The sequence below is a fragment of the Micromonospora trifolii genome (assembly GCF_050516465.1).
In the GTDB taxonomy this organism is placed as follows: domain Bacteria; phylum Actinomycetota; class Actinomycetes; order Mycobacteriales; family Micromonosporaceae; genus Micromonospora; species Micromonospora trifolii.
This window is the reverse complement of sequence record NZ_CP191526.1, coordinates 49,840-66,404: the sequence shown is the minus strand read 5'-3', so window position 1 is coordinate 66,404 and position 16,565 is coordinate 49,840. Positions and strand designations below refer to the sequence as shown.

15 protein-coding genes are annotated in these 16,565 nt (G+C 71.3%); 5 read left to right on the top strand and 10 right to left on the bottom strand.

Features of this window, described 5'->3' with window-relative positions; genetic code table 11:
- Positions 1-2: 2 nt before the first annotated feature.
- The 5 genes from ACQRWP_RS00320 to ACQRWP_RS00300 form a co-directional block, all read right to left on the bottom strand.
- Entirely contained in the window at positions 3-350 is a 348-nt protein-coding gene (locus ACQRWP_RS00320; RefSeq protein WP_430500233.1) for a MoaD/ThiS family protein, read from the bottom strand.
- Positions 351-416: 66 nt separating this feature from the next.
- A complete protein-coding gene (locus tag ACQRWP_RS00315) occupies positions 417-905 on the bottom strand; it encodes a Mov34/MPN/PAD-1 family protein (RefSeq protein WP_030487200.1) in 489 nt (162 codons plus the stop codon).
- A 52-nt stretch (positions 906-957) separates the two neighbouring features.
- Positions 958-1,458, bottom strand: coding sequence for a DUF2017 domain-containing protein (locus ACQRWP_RS00310; RefSeq protein ID WP_430500232.1), 501 nt, complete (start codon positions 1,456-1,458; stop codon positions 958-960).
- Positions 1,455-1,745 (bottom strand): ATP-dependent Clp protease adapter ClpS, encoded by a 291-nt coding sequence (gene clpS / locus ACQRWP_RS00305; protein ID WP_430500231.1) that lies wholly within the window; start codon positions 1,743-1,745, stop codon positions 1,455-1,457. Before clpS ends, ACQRWP_RS00310 begins: the two co-directional genes overlap by 4 nt.
- Positions 1,746-1,893: 148 nt before the next feature.
- Entirely contained in the window at positions 1,894-3,444 is a 1,551-nt protein-coding gene (locus tag ACQRWP_RS00300) for a hypothetical protein (RefSeq protein ID WP_430500230.1), read from the bottom strand.
- A 194-nt stretch (positions 3,445-3,638) separates the two neighbouring features.
- On the opposite strand from ACQRWP_RS00300, the gene ACQRWP_RS00295 reads away from it, so the two are divergent.
- The 4 genes from ACQRWP_RS00295 to ACQRWP_RS00280 are packed head-to-tail and all read left to right on the top strand — an operon-like array spanning position 3,639 to position 9,538.
- Positions 3,639-6,317: a LuxR C-terminal-related transcriptional regulator gene (locus tag ACQRWP_RS00295; RefSeq protein ID WP_430500226.1), complete on the top strand. Its 2,679-nt coding sequence runs from the start codon at positions 3,639-3,641 to the stop codon at positions 6,315-6,317.
- A 16-nt stretch (positions 6,318-6,333) separates the two neighbouring features.
- A complete protein-coding gene (locus tag ACQRWP_RS00290; RefSeq protein ID WP_430500225.1) occupies positions 6,334-7,620 on the top strand; it encodes a nicotinate phosphoribosyltransferase in 1,287 nt (428 codons plus the stop codon).
- A gap of 51 nt (positions 7,621-7,671) precedes the next feature.
- Complete coding sequence (locus ACQRWP_RS00285; protein ID WP_430500223.1) at positions 7,672-8,253, top strand: isochorismatase family protein; 582 nt, start codon at positions 7,672-7,674, stop codon at positions 8,251-8,253.
- Positions 8,254-8,293: 40 nt separating this feature from the next.
- Positions 8,294-9,538 carry an MFS transporter gene (locus ACQRWP_RS00280; protein ID WP_430500222.1) on the top strand — a complete coding sequence of 415 codons (1,245 nt, stop codon included), beginning with the start codon at positions 8,294-8,296 and terminating at the stop codon, positions 9,536-9,538.
- 427 nt (positions 9,539-9,965) lie between these two features.
- Here the strand turns inward: ACQRWP_RS00280 and ctaD are convergent, their stop codons facing one another.
- Both ctaD and ACQRWP_RS00270 read right to left on the bottom strand, forming a co-directional pair.
- Positions 9,966-11,726: an aa3-type cytochrome oxidase subunit I gene (gene ctaD, locus ACQRWP_RS00275; protein WP_354949227.1), complete on the bottom strand. Its 1,761-nt coding sequence runs from the start codon at positions 11,724-11,726 to the stop codon at positions 9,966-9,968.
- Positions 11,727-11,856: 130 nt separating this feature from the next.
- Complete coding sequence (locus ACQRWP_RS00270; protein WP_410820515.1) at positions 11,857-12,963, bottom strand: FAD-dependent monooxygenase; 1,107 nt, start codon at positions 12,961-12,963, stop codon at positions 11,857-11,859.
- A gap of 300 nt (positions 12,964-13,263) precedes the next feature.
- Between ACQRWP_RS00270 and ACQRWP_RS00265 the strand changes: the two genes are divergently transcribed.
- Positions 13,264-14,385, top strand: coding sequence for a GH12 family glycosyl hydrolase domain-containing protein (locus ACQRWP_RS00265; RefSeq protein ID WP_430500220.1), 1,122 nt, complete (start codon positions 13,264-13,266; stop codon positions 14,383-14,385).
- Between the two features lie 55 nt (positions 14,386-14,440).
- On the opposite strand, the gene ACQRWP_RS00260 is transcribed toward ACQRWP_RS00265, so the two are convergent.
- The 3 genes from ACQRWP_RS00260 to ACQRWP_RS00250 form a co-directional block, all read right to left on the bottom strand.
- Entirely contained in the window at positions 14,441-15,406 is a 966-nt protein-coding gene (locus tag ACQRWP_RS00260; RefSeq protein WP_430500219.1) for an N-acetylmuramoyl-L-alanine amidase, read from the bottom strand.
- Entirely contained in the window at positions 15,406-15,558 is a 153-nt protein-coding gene (locus tag ACQRWP_RS00255; RefSeq protein ID WP_238678290.1) for a hypothetical protein, read from the bottom strand. Before ACQRWP_RS00255 ends, ACQRWP_RS00260 begins: the two co-directional genes overlap by 1 nt.
- 125 nt (positions 15,559-15,683) lie before the next feature.
- Complete coding sequence (locus tag ACQRWP_RS00250; protein ID WP_203120964.1) at positions 15,684-16,472, bottom strand: aldo/keto reductase; 789 nt, start codon at positions 16,470-16,472, stop codon at positions 15,684-15,686.
- Positions 16,473-16,565 lie beyond the last annotated feature (93 nt).

Genomic DNA, 16,565 nt, shown 5'->3' with positions numbered 1-16,565 from the left:
CCTCAGCGAGCCGCGACGGCGTCGCGGGCGGCGGCGCTGTGCGAGCTGATCGCCGCGGCGGCGGCGAAGCCGAACGCGCCGCCGGCCACGGCCGGCAGGATGGTGACGCTGTCGCCGTCGGAGAGCTTCGCGTCGAGCGCGCCGAGGAAGCGGACGTCCTCGTCGTTCACGTAGACGTTGACGAAGCGGTGCAGCGTGCCCGCGTCGGTGATCAGCCGGCCGCGCAGACCGCCGTGCCGGGAATCCAGGTCGGTGAGCAGATCGGCCAGCGTGTCACCGGTGCCGTCGACGACCTTGGCGCCGCCGGTGTAGCTGCGCAGGATGGTGGGGATGCGAACCTCAATAGCCATGATGTGGAAACTCCTCGATCGGGTGTGCCTACGGTGACGGGACGAGCGGGCTGCGGCGCTGACAGGTCAGCGGCCGGAACACTCGTAATCGACCGTCGCCGGGCTCTGCCCGAACATGTAGGACTGGACGGCGTGCGGGTCGACACCGGCCTCCACGACACGCACCGGCTCCTCGGTGACCACGCCGTCGACGATCCGGAACGACCGGATCTCCTCCGAGTCGGGCTCACGGGTCGAGACGAGCAGGTAGTGCGCCCCCGGCTCACCGGCGAAGGAGACATCCGTCCGCGACGGGTACGCCTCGGTGGCGGTGTGCGAGTGGTAGATGACGACGGGCTCTTCGTCCCGGTCGTCCATCTCCCGCCAGACGCGCAGGTGCTCCATCGAGTCGAACTCGTAGAAGGTCATCGACCGCGCGGCATTGTCCATCGGGATGTGCCGGGTCGGGGTGTCGCTGCCGACGGGACCGGCGACCACGCCGCACGCCTCGTCTGGGTGATCCCGGCGCGCGTGGGCGACGATCGCGTCGATGATCGACCGGTCGATGCTCAGCACGTGCACCAGCCTAACGCCTGCCGGGCACGGGCCGAAGTGGTGCCGGTCACCCCTAGTCGATCAAGGCGTTGAGCAGCGACTCCTGTAGATACCCGAGATAGGCGTAGACCGAAAGCTGGAACACCCGGCTGGAACCCGGGTCCTCCGCGACCGCGTCGTCCAACTCCTCGCCCAGATCGGTGCCGTCCTTGATCTCCAGGCGGACGCCCATCGCGAGCCGGGCGTCGTTCAGCGCCCGCAACCAGGCCTCGGCGGCCTCGGCGTCCAGCCGCACCTCGCCACCGGCGTCGTCCGGCAACGCGGCCAGGATCGCCCCCGCCTGATCGATCTTCGCGGTCTTCAGGTCGCCCTCGGTGTAGCGGCGAAACTCTGCGGTGTCCGGAGCGTCCTTCGGGTAGACCGCCGGAAAGAGCCGACCGACGACCGGGTCGGTGTGGTCGAAGCCATCGGTGAGCAGACCCACCACCTCGGTGGCGACCTTGCGCAGCACTCGCACCTCGTCGACGGCGAAGACGGCGACGTAGCGACCGGCCTGGCGATGGAACATGCTCATGATCTGTCCACCGTCGCCCACAGCCCGTACGCGTGCAGCTGCGACGCGTCGTGCTCCATCCGTTCGCGGGCACCGGTGGAGACCACGGCACGGCCCTTGTGGTGCACGTCCATCATCAGCTGTTCGGCCCTCTCCCGGCTGTAGCCGAAAAGCTTCTGAAAGACCCAGGTCACGTACGTCATCAGATTGACCGGGTCGTCCCACACGATCGTCACCCACTGCCGGTCGGACGCCGGCACCTCGTCAGTGTCCGGCGTCTCGACCGGTGCAACCTGCGGAGCCGCCATGCCCCCCATCGTGCCACCGGTTTCCCGGAACCGAGGAACCGGAACGCCGGCCCGGCGCGGATCACCCACCCCGGGCCCTCCCGACCCGCCCCGGACGCCATCGGAGGCGGGGTCCGGCCCGGACCCGGACCCCCCGGTGGGCGCGCCGTCAGGCGAGCAGAATGCCGTGATCGACTGCATCGGAGAGCACCACGCCCAGCGAGAGGCGGATCACCTCGAACCGTCGGGAGATCTCCCTGGACAACCCCAACTCGACCTCGCGTACCGCCCGTTGGGACCAGGCCCGCGCCGCGCTGTGGTCGTCGTTACCGGGCGTACGCCACTGCTGCCAGCAGCCGCCGGAGAGGGCCACCGCGACCGGCGGGAGCACCTCGTCCCGGGAGGCCGCCGGATAGCTGGCGGCGGCGTCGATCGCCTCCAGGCCGGTCAACTCGGCCACGCCGGCCGTGCTGGTGATCAGCAGAACCTTGTCCAATTCGTGGCCGGGCCGGTGATCGGCCAGGCCGTACTGCACGGCGGCGGCGATCCGACGTCGCACGCCTTCGGACGGCGGCGCACCGAGCACCTGCGACGCGACGTCGGTCACGATGCCGCGCACCGCCTGATCGCACTGCGCGGTGGCCAACAGCGACAACGCCGCCATCTCCCGGTCGAGGAGATCCGGTAGGCCGGCACAGCCGACGCCGAACACGATCTCCTGAACGGCCCGCAGGTGGATGTTCGCCAACTCCAGGGCGAGGTGCTGGCGGATCCGCTGAGCACACGAGCGGGCGTGGCGGTCGAGCCGCTCGGACCAGTCACCCGGATCGGCGGCCACTGCGACGCGGCCCTGTTGGCCCGGCAGGACCGGTGGGTCGACGCTGGCCCGCCGCAACCCCTCACGCGACGCCCAACCCACCAGCGCCCGCCGCAGGTCGGCGGCGGTGTCGGCGTCGTCGACCGGGAACCACCGCGCGCCGGCCAGCGACGGCACCGCTGCCAGGAGCGCCGCGCGATGTGCCTCCACCGTCACCGCGACCGCGTCCACCTCGGTCTCCGCACCCCCGACCGGCGGGACGGACGCCCCCGCGCCCTCCGTAGTCGCCGTGCCGTCGGTCAGCGGAGCCCACCCCGCCGCGCCGGGGGTGACCGCGAAGACGACCTCCACCGAGGTTGGGGCGACTTCGGCGAGCAGGTTCAACTCAGCGGCGGTGAAGGCCTGGTCGGCGGCGATCACGAAGAGCAGCGCGCCGGCTCGGCCCACCGCTTCGAGCAGCACCCGGGTGCCGGACACGCCGAGGGTGGCGGTGTCCGGAACGTCGATCAGGGTGAAGTGCCGCAGCAGCGGCTCGGGCACGCTCAGCTCGACACGCCGGGGCGGGCGGGCCAACGCCGGACCGGCGGCGTCCCGGTCCGCGCCGTAGGAGTGCGGCAGGCGGTAACCGGGCACGAACGCCGCCCGGGTGGGCGCCTTGGCGTCGCGCACCACCAACCAACTGCCCGCCGGCACGGTGAGCATGACCGGATCGAGCCCGAGCAGGGTGGCGAGCACCGCACGCCGCTCGGCACCGGCCGGGCCGACGGCGACCACACCGAGCGGCTCGTCCGGGGCTGCGCCGGACACGCCGACCCGGGTGGGGAGGGGGCCGCAGGTGGGTAGGTCGGTTGGGCCGGTCATGTCGTCCGGCGAGTCGACCGAGGGGAGAGGGCCCTGCTTCATCAGGTGCCTCCCGTTGCAGGTGACCGGAGGTCCGGTCGCGAAAATTCCGGTACAACAACCCGGATGTCGGAAGACTACGGGCGGCCTGGCAACCGGGCGGAACACCTCGAATACTCACCGGTAATTGTGCGATTACTCAACTTCGCACCGTGACGGTACGGGCGCGGACGGATTCCGGTCGATATGCTGCGCGAATGAGTCGGTGGGAGTTCGTCGGCCGCACGGATGAGCTCAACCGCCTGCTGGAGGCGGTGACCGGTGAGGCCGGCCGCGGGCTCTTCTTCAGCGGCAGCGCTGGCATCGGCAAGAGTCGCTTGCTGCGCGAGGGCGTGGGCGCGTTGCCCACCGACCGGTTCGCGATCTGGTCCATCGCCGCCAGCGCCACCACCGCGGCGCTGCCGTTCGGTGGTCTGGTCCAGGTCCTCCCCGCCGAGCAGCCCCAGGGCCTCTCCCCCGCCGGCATCCTGCGCTGGGCGCTCAACGTGCTGCAACAGCAGGCGGCCGGCCGACGGATCGTGCTCGCCATCGACGATGCCCACCTGCTCGATCCCCCCTCGGCGGCGCTGGTGCACCTGGTCGCCCGCGCCGAGAACGCCACAGTGGTCGGCACCCTGCGCGACGGCGAGCAGATCCCGCTGCCGATCCGCGCACTCTGGACCGACGACCTGGTCGAGCACGTCGAGCTGACTCCGATGCCGCAGGCGGAGACCGCTGGCCTGCTCGCGGCGATCCTGGGCGGCCCGGTCGACGCCGGCTCCGCGGACCGGCTCGGCCGGCTGTCGGCCGGCAACCCACTGCTGCTGCGCGAGCTGGTGCACGCCGCCAACGGCAGCGCCGAGTTGAAGCGCACGTACGGGATCTGGAAGTGGACCGGGCGACTGGAGCTGGCGCCCAACCTGACCGACCTCATCGACACCCGGGTCGGCAAGCTCACCGACGGCGTCCGCGCGGTCGTCGAGCTGGTCGCGTTCGGCGAACCACTGGGCCTGCACCTCCTGAAGCAGGCCGCCGAGCAGTCGGACGTGGAAACCGCCGAGGAACGCGGGCTGATCACCGTCATCCAGCACGACCGGCGCACCAACGTCCGGCTGGCGCACCCGCTCTACGGCGAGGTGATGCGCCGTCGCTGCCCGGTCAGCCGCACCCGCCGACTTCAGGCACACCTCGCCGAGCTGCTCGAGCAGGTCGGCAAACGCCGCCGCGACGACCTGTTGCGGGTGGCCGTCTGGCGACTCGACTCGGGCACCGCACAGGACCCGGCTCTGTTGCTGGACGCCGCGGTGCAGGCGTTCACCCGCTACGACGTGCCTCTGGCGACCCGCCTGGCGCGGGCCGCGCTGAACGCCGACGGCGGCTACGACGCGGCGGAGCTGCTGGCCACGATCCTGATGTTCGCCGACCGGCCCGACGAGGCGATCGACGTCCTCGACGCGGTCACCCCCGAGCCCGGCGACGAGCGGCGGCTCTGCCGGTGGCTGACCGTACGCGGCATGGTCAGCTACTGGGGGCTGAGCCGGCAGTCCACGGTGGAGGAAATCGCGAGCCGGGTCGAGCAGCTCAGCGACTCCGCCGACCGGTCCCGGGTGCACGCCTTCGAGGCGATCATGCGCCTGCACCGACTGGACACGGCCACCGCGGTGCAACTCAGCCGACGAGTACTGGACCGGCCGGCGGCCGGCGTCGCCGCCCGCGAGCTGGCCCGTTCCACCATCGCGTACGTCCAGGCCGCGCAGGGCGAGCTGACCCGCAGCGGTACGGCGATCGCCCAGGTGCACTCGGCCGCGGCGAGCTGGCGCACCGACATGCCGTACCTCCAGTTGGCACTGGAGCTGGCCCGAGGCACCCGGCTCATGCTCACCGGCGACCTGGCCGGGATCGACGCGATCGTGGCCGACGAGTTCGCCGACCTCGCCGGAGCCGGCGACTTCCGCCTCGGCACCGGCTACCTGGCCATCCTCCAGGCGTACGCGGCCCGGCTGCGCGGGCAGAGCGACGCGGCCATGCGGACCTCGCTGGGCGCCTGCGCGGTGCTGGCCACGAGTCGGGTCTACGCCGGTCTGGCTCAGGCCGAACGCGCCCAGGCGGCGGCGCTGCGCGGTGACGCGGCACAGTCGGTTGCGGCGATGGCCGAAGCGGACCGCACCCACGCGCCGGGCATGGCGGTGCTCTACCCGTGGCTGGAGCAGGCTCGGGGCGCGTCGCTCGCCGCCTCGGGCGACCTGCCGGGCGCTGTCAAACACCTCGGTGACCTGGTGGATCGGCTGCGCTCGGACGGCTTCGCCGGGCACGAGGTGCATGTGCTGCACGACCTCGTCCGACTGGACCAGGCGGGCATGGCGGTCGGGCCCACCTGCTCCGATGGTGGCCGGCGCACCGTCGCGCAGCGCCTCGCCGAGCTCTCCGAGCGGGTCGACGGAGTGCTGCCGCCGCTGCTGGCCCGGCACGCCCGCGCCGCGGTGACCGACTCCCCCACCGATCTGCTCGCGGTCGCCGACGACTATGCGGCCTTGGAGTTGACCGTGTACGCCGCCGAGGCCACCTCCCAGGCCGTCCAGCGGCTGCGCCAGCAACACTCGGTTGCGGCCAACGACGCCCGGGAGCGCCTCGCCGGGTTACTCGGGCGCTGTGACCTGATCCGGACGCCGGCGCTCCAGGCCGGCGCGCCCGTGCTCACCGAGCGGGAGTGGCAGGTGGCGCGCCTCGCCGCGCACGGCGCCCCCAGCCGGGCCATCGCCGAACGGCTCTACCTCTCGGCGCGCACGGTGGAGAACCACCTCCAGCGGATCTACGCCAAGCTCGGCGTCACCGGCCGGGCCGAGCTGTGGGCGGCGTTACGTTCGATCCCGGGCCACGACGGCGGCGACCCGAGCTGAACCTTAGGCTGGGGCGGTGAGCATCCACCGCCCCGCGCTCCTGACCGACCACTACGAGCTGACCATGGTCAGCGCGGCACTGAAGGACGGCACCGCCGACCGCCGGTGTGTCTTCGAGGTGTTCAGCCGCCGGCTGCCCAGCGGCCGCCGGTACGGCGTGGTCGCCGGGACGGCCCGGCTGATCGACCTGATCCGCGACTTCCGGTTCGACCCCACCGAGGTCGAGTTCCTGCTGCGCAACGGGGTGGTCGACGAGACGGCGGCGGCGTGGCTCACCGACTACCGCTTCACCGGCGACATCGACGGGTACGCCGAGGGCGAACTCTTCTTCCCCGGTTCACCGATCCTCACCGTCTCCGGCGGCTTCGCCGAATGTGTGGTGCTGGAGACGCTGGCGCTGTCCGTGCTCAACCACGACAGCGCGGTGGCCGCCGCGGCGGCCCGGATGGTGACCGCGGCGCGGGGCCGGGCACTGATCGAGATGGGGTCGCGTCGGGCGCACGAGGAGGCGGCGGTGGCCGCGGCGCGGGCCGCGTACCTGGCCGGGTTCCGGTTCACGTCCAACCTCGCCGCCGGCGCGCGCTACGGCATTCCGACGGCGGGCACGGCGGCGCACGCGTTCACCCTGCTGCACGACGACGAGCGGACGGCGTTCGCCTCGCAGGTCGCCACGCTGGGCAAGGACACCACGCTGCTGGTCGACACGTACGACATCAGCCAGGGCATCCGCAACGCCATCGCGGTGGCCGGGCCGGACCTGCGGGCGGTACGGATCGACTCCGGCGATCTCGCGGTGATCGCCCAGCAGTCCCGGGAGCTGCTCGACTCGCTGGGCGCCACCGAAACCAAGATCATCGTTTCCGGTGACCTGGACGAGTACGCGATCGCCGCGCTGGCCGCCGAACCGGTGGACATGTACGGCGCCGGCACGGCCGTGGTCACCGGCTCCGGGGCACCGACCGCCGGTCTGGTCTACAAGCTGGTCGAGGTCGAGGGACGGCCGGTGGTGAAGCGCTCCGAGCACAAGGCCACCATCGGCGGCCGGAAGGTCGCGGTGCGCCGGCACAAGCCGACCGGCACCGCCACCGAGGAGGTCATCGTCCCGCAGGGTGTTCCGGACCGGCAGCCCAACGACCGCCTGCTCCAGCGGTCGTACGTGGTCGCCGGCGAGTCGGTGCCGCTGCCCACCCTCGACGAGTCACGGGAGCACCTGCGGGAGTGCCTGATCTCCATTCCGTGGGAGGGGCTGAAGCTCTCGGCCGGCGACCCGGCCGTGCCAGTCACCGTCGTACCCGCTGGCTGAGTCAACCCCCGAGCGCCACCGACCGACCGTGCGGAGAGAGGAAGCCCCCCGATGGCCAACGCGCTGATCATCGTGGACGTGCAGAACGACTTCTGCGAGGGCGGCTCGCTGGCCGTCGCCGGCGGCGCAGGGGTGGCCGCCGGCATCTCCCGGCTACTCGCTGCCGAACCGGACCGGTGGACGCACGTGGTCGCCACCAAGGACTACCACGTCGACCCGGGTGCCCACTTCGGCGATCCGCCGGACTTCGTGGAGTCCTGGCCCCGGCACTGCGTGGTCGGCACCAGCGGTTCGGAGTTCCACCCGGAACTGGACACCGCCCGGGTCGAGACGATCTTCCACAAGGGCGAGCACGCGGCGGCGTACTCCGGTTTCGAGGGGCACGCCGACGACGGCGAGTGCCTGGCCGACTGGCTGCGCCGACACGACGTGGACCGGGTCGACGTGGTCGGCATCGCCACGGACCACTGCGTCCGAGCGACCGCGCTGGACGCCGCCCGGGAGGGTTTCACCACCACCGTGCTGCTGGAGTTGACCGCCGCCGTCGCCCCGGCGACCACCGACGTGGCCCTGCGCGCGATGGACGGCGCCGGGGTGATCATGCAGGGCCAGCCTGTGATCAGGGCCGCATGAGGCGCTAATTGGTTGGCCAAGGGGCCGCCGCCGGTCAAGGATGTCGCCGGAGGTACGGACCCACGTGAACATGAAGCCTTACCGGCGGGCGCTCGCCCTGCCCGGCCTGCGATCGCTGCTGGTGGTCGCCGTCCTCGCCCGCATCCCGCTCACCGCGACCGGGGTGACGCTGACCTTCCACGTGGTGCTCGACCTTGATCGGGGCTACGGGGCGGCCGGCCTGGTGGGTGCGGCCGTCACCGTGGGGGCGGCGATCGGCGGGCCGCTGCTCGGTCGACTCGTGGACCGGCGTGGACTGCGCCCAGTCCTGGTGCTCACCGGGATCGCCGAGGCGATCTTCTGGTCCACCGCGCCCACGCTGGCGTACCCCGTGCTCCTGCCGGCCGCCTTCGTGGCCGGCTCCCTGGCCCTGCCCATCTTCTCCGTGGTCCGTCAGTCGATCGCCGCGCTGGTCCCCGAGGACCAACGCCGCCCGGCCTACGCACTGGACTCGATGTCGGTGGAGCTGTCCTTCATGATCGGTCCGGCGCTGGCGGTGGCGCTGGTCACCGCGATCTCCGCGCAGACCACCATGTATCTGGTCGGTGGCGGCATCGTCGCCGCCGGGATCGCCCTGTGGGTGGTCAACCCACCGATCCGGGAGGCCACCGAGCCCACCGGCCCACAACGCCGGGTGCCGCGCCGTGAGTGGCTGACCCCCCGACTGCTCGCCGTCCTGGCGCTCAGCGCCGCCGCGACCCTGGTGCTCGGCGGCACCGACGTGGCGGTGGTCGCCGTCCTGCGCGCCAGCGGCGAGGTCGGCTGGACCGGCGCGGTCCTGGCCATCTGGGCGGTCGCCTCGCTGGCCGGCGGTTTCGCCTACGGGGCCGTGCACCGCTCGTTCTCTCCGCTGGCACTGACCGCCGCACTGGCCCTGTGCACCATTCCGGTGGGGCTCGGCGGTGCGCACTGGTGGCTGCTGTGCCTGGCGCTGATCCCCGCCGGCGCGCTCTGTGCGCCGACCATCGCCGCCGGCTCGGACGCGGTCAGCCGCCTGGTGCCGGCCGAGGTACGCGGCGAGGCGATGGGTCTGCACGGCTCCGCGGTCACCGTCGGCATCGCCGTCGGCGCGCCGCTCGCCGGCGCGGTGATCGACGCCAGCGCGCCACTCTGGGGCTTTGTGGTGACCGGGGCGCTCGGCGCGCTGGTCACCCTGGTGGTGCTCCCGATCGAGCTGCGCCGCCGCCGCAACGCCGAAGCGGCCACCCCGCCGCCCGTCGAGGTCGACCTCACCCCCGCCCACTGACGACCCCGCCGTCGCAGCGAACTGAAGGTCGGCGTCCCTAGCCGGTCCCGCGCTGCGCTGTCTTGTGCTGGGCGCACCGGCCGACCCTGCTGCTCTGCCGGAACGACGCAGCGCCACACCGGTCGGCGATCTGCCTCGACCGCCCGACAGGCGGCACACCTGCTCACCGCAGATATACCTGTGAGGCATATTTATGACTCACAGGTATATCGCTCGTCAGGACTACCGCCACCTGGAGATCCGGCCACGCAGGTGCGACGCGGGCCCGGCCGGGCCAGGCAGGTGCGACGCGGGCCCGGCCGGAGCAAGCGACGCGGAGCGGCTGGAACGGGGCGAGACGCGAGAGCGACGGTGGGCTGGACATGGCGACGGGCGCCGCTCCCGGTGTCCCGGGGGGCGGCGCCCGTCGTACTGCTGAGCTTGAGCGTCAGTGCCGGTCGACGTCGCTCGCGGTGTCCTCGCGGTAGCTGGCCCCGCCGTCCGACTCGCTGGTGAGCGGCTTGGCGCCACCCTCCGGCGGGCCGGCCAGGCTCTGGCCACCGGCCGCCAACTCCGGGAACTTCATGTCGAACGCCGGCCGCTCGGAGCGGATCCGCGGCATCCGGTCGAAGTTACGCAGCGGCGGCGGGCTGCTGGTCGCCCACTCCAGCGAGTTGCCGTGACCCCAGGGGTCGTTCACCTCGACCACCGGGCCGGTCTTGTACGACTTCCAGCAGTTGTAGATGAACGGCAGCGTGGAGATACCGGTGATGAACGCGCCGATCGTGGAGATCGTGTTCAGCGTGGTGAAGCCGTCGCTGGGCAGGTAGTCGGCGTACCGACGGGGCATGCCCTCGTTGCCGAGCCAGTGCTGCACCAGGAACGTGGTGTGGAAGCCGATCATGGTGAGCCAGAAGTGCACCTTGCCCAGGCGCTCGTCGAGCATCCGGCCGAACATCTTCGGGAACCAGAAGTAGATGCCCGCGAAGACCGCGAACACGATGGTGCCGAAGAGCACGTAGTGGAAGTGCGCCACCACGAAGTACGAGTCCGACACGTGGAAGTCGATCGGCGGGCTGGCCAGCAGCACACCGGTGAGACCACCGAAGAGGAAGGTGACCAGGAAGCCGACCGCCCAGAGCATGGGCGTCTCGAAGCTGATCTGGCCCCGCCACATGGTGCCGATCCAGTTGAAGAACTTCATACCGGTCGGCACGGCGATCAGGTAGCTCAGGAAGCTGAAGAACGGCAGCAGCACCTGGCCGGTGGCGAACATGTGGTGCGCCCAGACGCTCATGGAGAGCGCGGCGATCGCGACGGTCGCGGCGACCAGACCCTTGTAGCCGAAGATCGGCTTGCGGGAGAAGACCGGGATGACCTCGCTGATGATGCCGAAGAACGGCAACGCCACGATGTAGACCTCGGGGTGCCCGAAGAACCAGAACAGGTGCTGCCAGAGCATCGGCCCACCGGTTGCCGGGTCGTACACGTGCGCGCCGAGGATGCGGTCCGCGGCGAGCGCGAAGAGCGCGGCGGCCAGCAGCGGGAAGACCAGGATCACCAGGAGGCTGGTGACCAGGATGTTCCACGTGAAGATCGGCATCCGGAACATGGTCATGCCGGGCGCGCGCAGGGTCAGCACCGTGGTGATCATGTTCACGGCGCCGAGGATGGTGCCCAGGCCGGAGATGGCCAGACCCATGATCCACATGTTGGCGCCGACGCCCGGCGAGTGCTCGACGCTGCTCAGCGGCGCGTACGCGAACCAGCCGAAGTCAGCGGCGCCACCCGGGGTGAGGAACCCGGCGGTCGCCATCGTGCCGCCGAACAGGTACAGCCAGTAGGCGAAGCTGTTCAGCCGGGGGAAGGAGACGTCGGGCGCGCCGATCTGGATCGGCACGATGTAGTTCGCGAACGCGAACACGATCGGCGTCGCGAAGAACAACAACATGATCGTGCCGTGCATCGTGAAGAGCTGGTTGTACTGCTCGGGCGACAGGAACTGCAGCCCGGGTCGGGCCAGCTCAGCCCGCATGATCAGGGCCATCACGCCACCGATCATGAAGAACACGAACGCGGTGATCATGTACATGATCCCGATCTGCTTCGCGTCCGTGGTTCGCAGCAGCCGCGCGATGGCCGACCCCTTGACCGGCTCCCGGACCGGCCAGGGCCGGGTCACGACCGGCTTGGGTGCGACGGTGGTCACGAGTGGCCTCCGGTTCTCGGTTGTCCCGCTCGGCACACGCTGGTTATCGGCGGGCCGTCATCCGCAAGGAGGATAGTCCCCGGCAGGTCGCAGCGCCGCGTGGGGTGGCGTGACACGATCTACTACGGGCCTACAGCGGGCCGAGCAGGAGCCGGTAGTGCTCCCCGAAGATGCGGTCACCGCGTCCGCGCAGCAGCGGGTCGCGCAGCGCCGGCGGCACGTCCCTGGTCCGGTTGCGGTCCCGGGTCCGGTCCCGCACCCATCGGGTACGCGGACGGCGACGACTTTCGTACGCCACGAGCGCCGCCTCCACGCTGTTGGCGGCGCGCAGCGACTCGGCCAGCACCACGGCGTCCTCCAACGCCATGGCCGCACCCTGCGACAGCGTCGGCGCGGTGGCGTGCGCGGCGTCGCCGACCAGCAGGACACGCCCCCGGTACCAGCGGCCCAACTCCACCTCGTCGGTGATCCCGACGTGCACCTCGTCGAGGGCCGCCAGCACCTCGGGGACCGGGCCGCGGTAGTCGGCGAAGAGGTCCCGCAGCCGGGCCAGCGGGTCGGCGGGTTCCTCGGTGCCGGCCTCGTCGGCGTAGAGGTGCAGCCGCCCGGCACCGATCGGCACCATCAGGAACCCGGAGCGCTGGCCGAGCAGTGCGGTCCACTCGGTGACCGGTGGGCCGTCGCGCAGGACGGCCCGGTAGACCACCTGCCCGACCGGGCGCGGCGGCCCACCGAGCGCGGCCAGCGCACGGACCGAGGAGCGTGGCCCGTCGGCGCCGATGACCAGGTCGTACTCGGTGGTGGTGCCGTCGGTGAAGGTGACGCCGACCGCGCCCGGGAGCAGGTCCAGGGTGCGGACCTCGGCGCCGTGCCGGACGGCGCCGCCGGCACCGCTGAGCAGCACCCGGTGCAGGTCGGCCCGGGGCAGCGCCCGGCACTCGCCGACGCCGGCCCAGAGGGCGTCGAGGTCGACCTCGCAGAGTTGCGCGCCCGCGGCGTCGAAGAACCGCTGCCGGCGGATCACCTGCCCGATCGGCCGGACCGGGTCGTGCAGGTCGAGCCGGTGTAGCGCGCGGGCGGCGTTGCCGGGCAGGTAGAGACCGGTCTCGGTGGACTCCCCCGGTGGCAGCTTGTCGGTGACGTCGGGCCGGAAGCCCGCCAGGCGCAGCGCCCGGGCTACGGCCAGGCCGGCGATGCCCGCGCCGACGACGAGGATGCGCAGGGGGGAGCCACCCATGGTGGTGTACGCCTCCGGAGGGGGAGCGGCACGCGTTGGAGGCAACACGCTACTCGGAGCGATCGGTGCACACCAGGCCCAATCGGCCCGCACCCCGCCGCTCGTCGGTGACCCGCGCCGCTCGCCTGGCCGTCCGTCGCCAGCCGTCCGGCGGGGCCATGGCAATCCTCACAATTCACCAGTTCGACGCGGACGGTTGCGCACCAGTTTCAGACATGTAAATGTGTCGTTGAGCGTGGGAGCGCTCCCGCCGTACCCCACCACATCCGGCGCCCGGCACGCGCCGAGTCAAGGAGTGTCATGAAACGTCAACTTCGGGCCCTGGCCGCCGCCGGGTTGCTGGTCGCCAGTTCGCTGGTGGCAGTGGCCCTCGGCGGCAGCGCCTCCGCCGACACCCAGATCTGCGAACAGTACGGCTCGACCGTCATCCAGGGCCGCTACGTGGTGCAGAACAACCGCTGGGGCACCACCGCCCAGCAGTGCATCAACGCCACCAGCAATGGTTTCGAGATCACCACTCAGAACGGCAGCAGCCCCACCAACGGGGCGCCCACTGCGTACCCCTCGGTGTTCTTCGGGTGTCACTACACCAACTGCTCCCCCGGCACGAACCTGCCGATCCAGGTGAGCCAGATCAGCAGCGCAACCAGCAGCATCTCCTACCGCTACGTCAGCGGCGCCACCTACAACGCGTCGTACGACATCTGGCTGGACCCGTCGCCCAAGCGGGACGGGGTGAACCAGATGGAAATCATGATCTGGCTCAACCGGCAGGGTCCGATCCAGCCCATCGGCTCGGTCGTCGGCACCACGAACCTGGCCGGCCGCACCTGGGAGGTCTGGCGGGGCAGCAACGGCTCCAACAACGTCATCTCCTACGTCGCGTCGTCGGCGATCTCCAGCCTGAACTTCAGCGTGCTGGACTTCATCAACGACACCCGCAACCGGGGCGCGATCACCAACTCCTGGTACCTGACCAGCATCCAGGCCGGCTTCGAGCCGTGGCAGGGCGGCGTCGGCCTCGCGGTGACGTCGTTCTCGGCCAACGTCAACGGTGGCGGCCAGCCGCCGACCGACCCGACGACCCCGCCGCCGAGCGGTGGCGCGAGCTGCGCGGTGAAGTACACGGCGAACTCGTGGAACAACGGCTTCACGGCCGACGTGCAGATCACCAACACCGGGTCCAGCGCGCTCAACGGTTGGACGCTGACCTACAGCCTGCCCGGCGGTCAGCAGGTCACCAACGCCTGGAACGCCACGGTGAGCCAGAGCGGGTCGACGGTGACCGCCCGGAACGTCGGCCACAACGGGTCGGTCGCACCCGGGGGCACGGCCAGCTTCGGCTACCAGGGGACGCTGAGCGGGTCGTACTCGTCGCCGACCAGCTTCTCGCTCAACGGGGCAACCTGCTCCCGCACCTGACCTGACGGTGGGGGCGTGACCATGCGGTCGCGCCCCCACCGCTCAGAGACCAGGGTCAGACGCGGGTGAGGCGTACGGCGTCGGCGACGACCAGGCCGGTGGTGTTGCTCCATCGACTCACGCCCACCCGGTTGGCGTCACCGGCCGGGAGTGTGAAGGTGCCGAGGATCCGCCACTGCCCGCCGGTGGCCCGTTGGTCGACGCGGACGGTCTGGTTGCCGGTGCTGGTGGCGACGATGTACGGGGCGGCGCTGTTGTAGCCCGAGTTCGCCGGCCACCAGGCCTCGACCCGGTAGCTGGCGGTGGCCGGGACGTTGAACCGGTACCACGCGACGTCGCTGGCGGCGACCGGGTCCGCGTAGCGGTAGTCGGCGCCGTACCGCTGACTGGAGTACGACGACACGCCCCAGTTGGCGCTGGCGGTGAACCGCCCGCTGGTGGTGTTGTCCACGGTGGAGGACCATGCCGTGCCGCCGCCGGCCATTCTCGCCGCCACGTCGGCGCGCATGACGTTCAGGTCGATGAAGGACGGGTCGATCTTGCCGGTGGTGCTGGTCTCCCGGTGGCCCCGGGCGTAGCTGCTGTCCCGGCCGAGCCGGGTGAGCACGGCGGCGGTGGCGGCGAGCGACGCGTTGTACTGCGCGGCCGTCATCTCCTGGTTGACGCCGTTGTAGTCGATCTCCCACCCGATCATGAGGGTGTTGCCGTCTCCGGCCGGGATCGGTCCGCTGCCGCCGCTGACCCCGGCATGGTTGCACCGGCCGGCGGAGATGACGTGGAAGACGCCGTTGTAGTCGACGAGCGCCTGACACAGGGGGCCCGGCAGGTCGGACCGGCCGTTGATGCAGATGCCGAGCGCCGGGTGTGGGTTGCTGGCGCTGGAGGTCGAGGCGGTGTGGTGCCAGAGCACCCCGATCGGATCGAAGGAGCCGGGCCGCATCCGGTTGAGCCAGTCCCCCTCGACCACAACCTGGACTCCGGCGGCGCGCAGCACGTCCACCAGCCAGGGAATCGTGGCCATCAGGCGTCCTGAAGCAGGTCGGCGAGGCACTCGGCCTTCGGCGCGGCGCTGGCCGCGGCGGGTCGGGCGACGACTGTCAGCGCGGCGACCACCAGGGCGGGGATGCCGAGCACCCCACGGCGGCGCAGACGGATGGACGGGGTTCGGGCCATGGCGATCCTCCAGCGACGGCGGGTACGAACGGATCGACGAACGTGATGACGGGCACGCTATACCGTCACGTACGTCGATGTCGATACCCTTCACGACCGCGTCGCAGGCTGAAGGAATTCGCCAGTCAGACCTCGCCGAGCGCGTCGATGTCGCGCATCTCCTCGGCCGTGAGCGAGAAGTGGAAGACGTCGAAGTTGGCGGTGATCCGCTCCGGGGTCACCGACTTCGGGATCACCACGATCTCGTGGTCGATGTGCCACCGCAGCACCACCTGCGCCGGGGAGACGCCGTGCGCGCCGGCGATCCTGGTCAGCACCGGGTCACTGAGGTCGCTGGTCTTGAACGGGCTGTACCCCTCCAGCACCACGCCCCGGTCCCGGTGTTCGGCGTGCCGCTGCCTGTCGTACAGCGACGGGCTCCACCGGATCTGGTTGACCGCCGGGTTTTCCTCGGTGGACTGGATCAGCTCGTCGATCTCCGCGGTGCTGTAGTTGCTCACCCCGACCGCCCGGGCGAGGTTCTCGTCGCGGGCGGCGAGCAACTCGCGCCAGAGCGGGATGCTGTCCCCCGGCGACGACGGCGGCCAGTGGATCAGCCAAAGGTCCACGTGCTCGACGCCGAGCGCCTCCAGGCTGGCCTCCAGCGTCGCGCGCTCCCGGCCCACCCGGTCCGGCGGGAGCTTGGTGGTGATGAAGAGATCCTCCCGACGCAGCCCGCTCTCCCGCACCGCCCGGCCGACCTCCCGCTCGTTGCCGTACACGGTGGCGGTGTCGAGGTGCCGGTAGCCGGTGTCGAGCGCGGCCAGCACGGCGTCGTAACCGGCCTGGCCGGTGGCCTGCCAGGTGCCGAAGCCGAGCAGGGGCATCCGCACGTCACCGGGGAGCAGGGCGGTGGGCTGGTCGGTGAGGTCCATGAGGTCCGTTCTACCCCGCCGCGCCCCCGGCCGCCGAGCGAACCGGACACTCCGGCGTCCAGCGCACCGGTCCGGTTTGCCGGAGAATGCGGG

What these genes read in the sequence shown, in the direction of transcription:
- ACQRWP_RS00320 (WP_430500233.1), bottom strand. Translation starts at nt 350, where the DNA reads ATGGCTATTGAGGTTCGCATCCCCACCATCCTGCGCAGCTACACCGGC.
- ACQRWP_RS00310 (WP_430500232.1), bottom strand. Translation starts at nt 1,458, where the DNA reads ATGAGCATGTTCCATCGCCAGGCCGGTCGCTACGTCGCCGTCTTCGCC.
- clpS (WP_430500231.1), bottom strand. Translation starts at nt 1,745, where the DNA reads ATGGCGGCTCCGCAGGTTGCACCGGTCGAGACGCCGGACACTGACGAG.
- ACQRWP_RS00300 (WP_430500230.1), bottom strand. Translation starts at nt 3,444, where the DNA reads ATGAAGCAGGGCCCTCTCCCCTCGGTCGACTCGCCGGACGACATGACC.
- ACQRWP_RS00295 (WP_430500226.1), top strand. Translation starts at nt 3,639, where the DNA reads ATGAGTCGGTGGGAGTTCGTCGGCCGCACGGATGAGCTCAACCGCCTG.
- ACQRWP_RS00285 (WP_430500223.1), top strand. Translation starts at nt 7,672, where the DNA reads ATGGCCAACGCGCTGATCATCGTGGACGTGCAGAACGACTTCTGCGAG.
- ACQRWP_RS00280 (WP_430500222.1), top strand. Translation starts at nt 8,294, where the DNA reads ATGTCGCCGGAGGTACGGACCCACGTGAACATGAAGCCTTACCGGCGG.
- ACQRWP_RS00270 (WP_410820515.1), bottom strand. Translation starts at nt 12,963, where the DNA reads ATGGGTGGCTCCCCCCTGCGCATCCTCGTCGTCGGCGCGGGCATCGCC.
- ACQRWP_RS00265 (WP_430500220.1), top strand. Translation starts at nt 13,264, where the DNA reads ATGAAACGTCAACTTCGGGCCCTGGCCGCCGCCGGGTTGCTGGTCGCC.
- ACQRWP_RS00260 (WP_430500219.1), bottom strand. Translation starts at nt 15,406, where the DNA reads ATGGCCACGATTCCCTGGCTGGTGGACGTGCTGCGCGCCGCCGGAGTC.
- ACQRWP_RS00255 (WP_238678290.1), bottom strand. Translation starts at nt 15,558, where the DNA reads ATGGCCCGAACCCCGTCCATCCGTCTGCGCCGCCGTGGGGTGCTCGGC.
- ACQRWP_RS00250 (WP_203120964.1), bottom strand. Translation starts at nt 16,472, where the DNA reads ATGGACCTCACCGACCAGCCCACCGCCCTGCTCCCCGGTGACGTGCGG.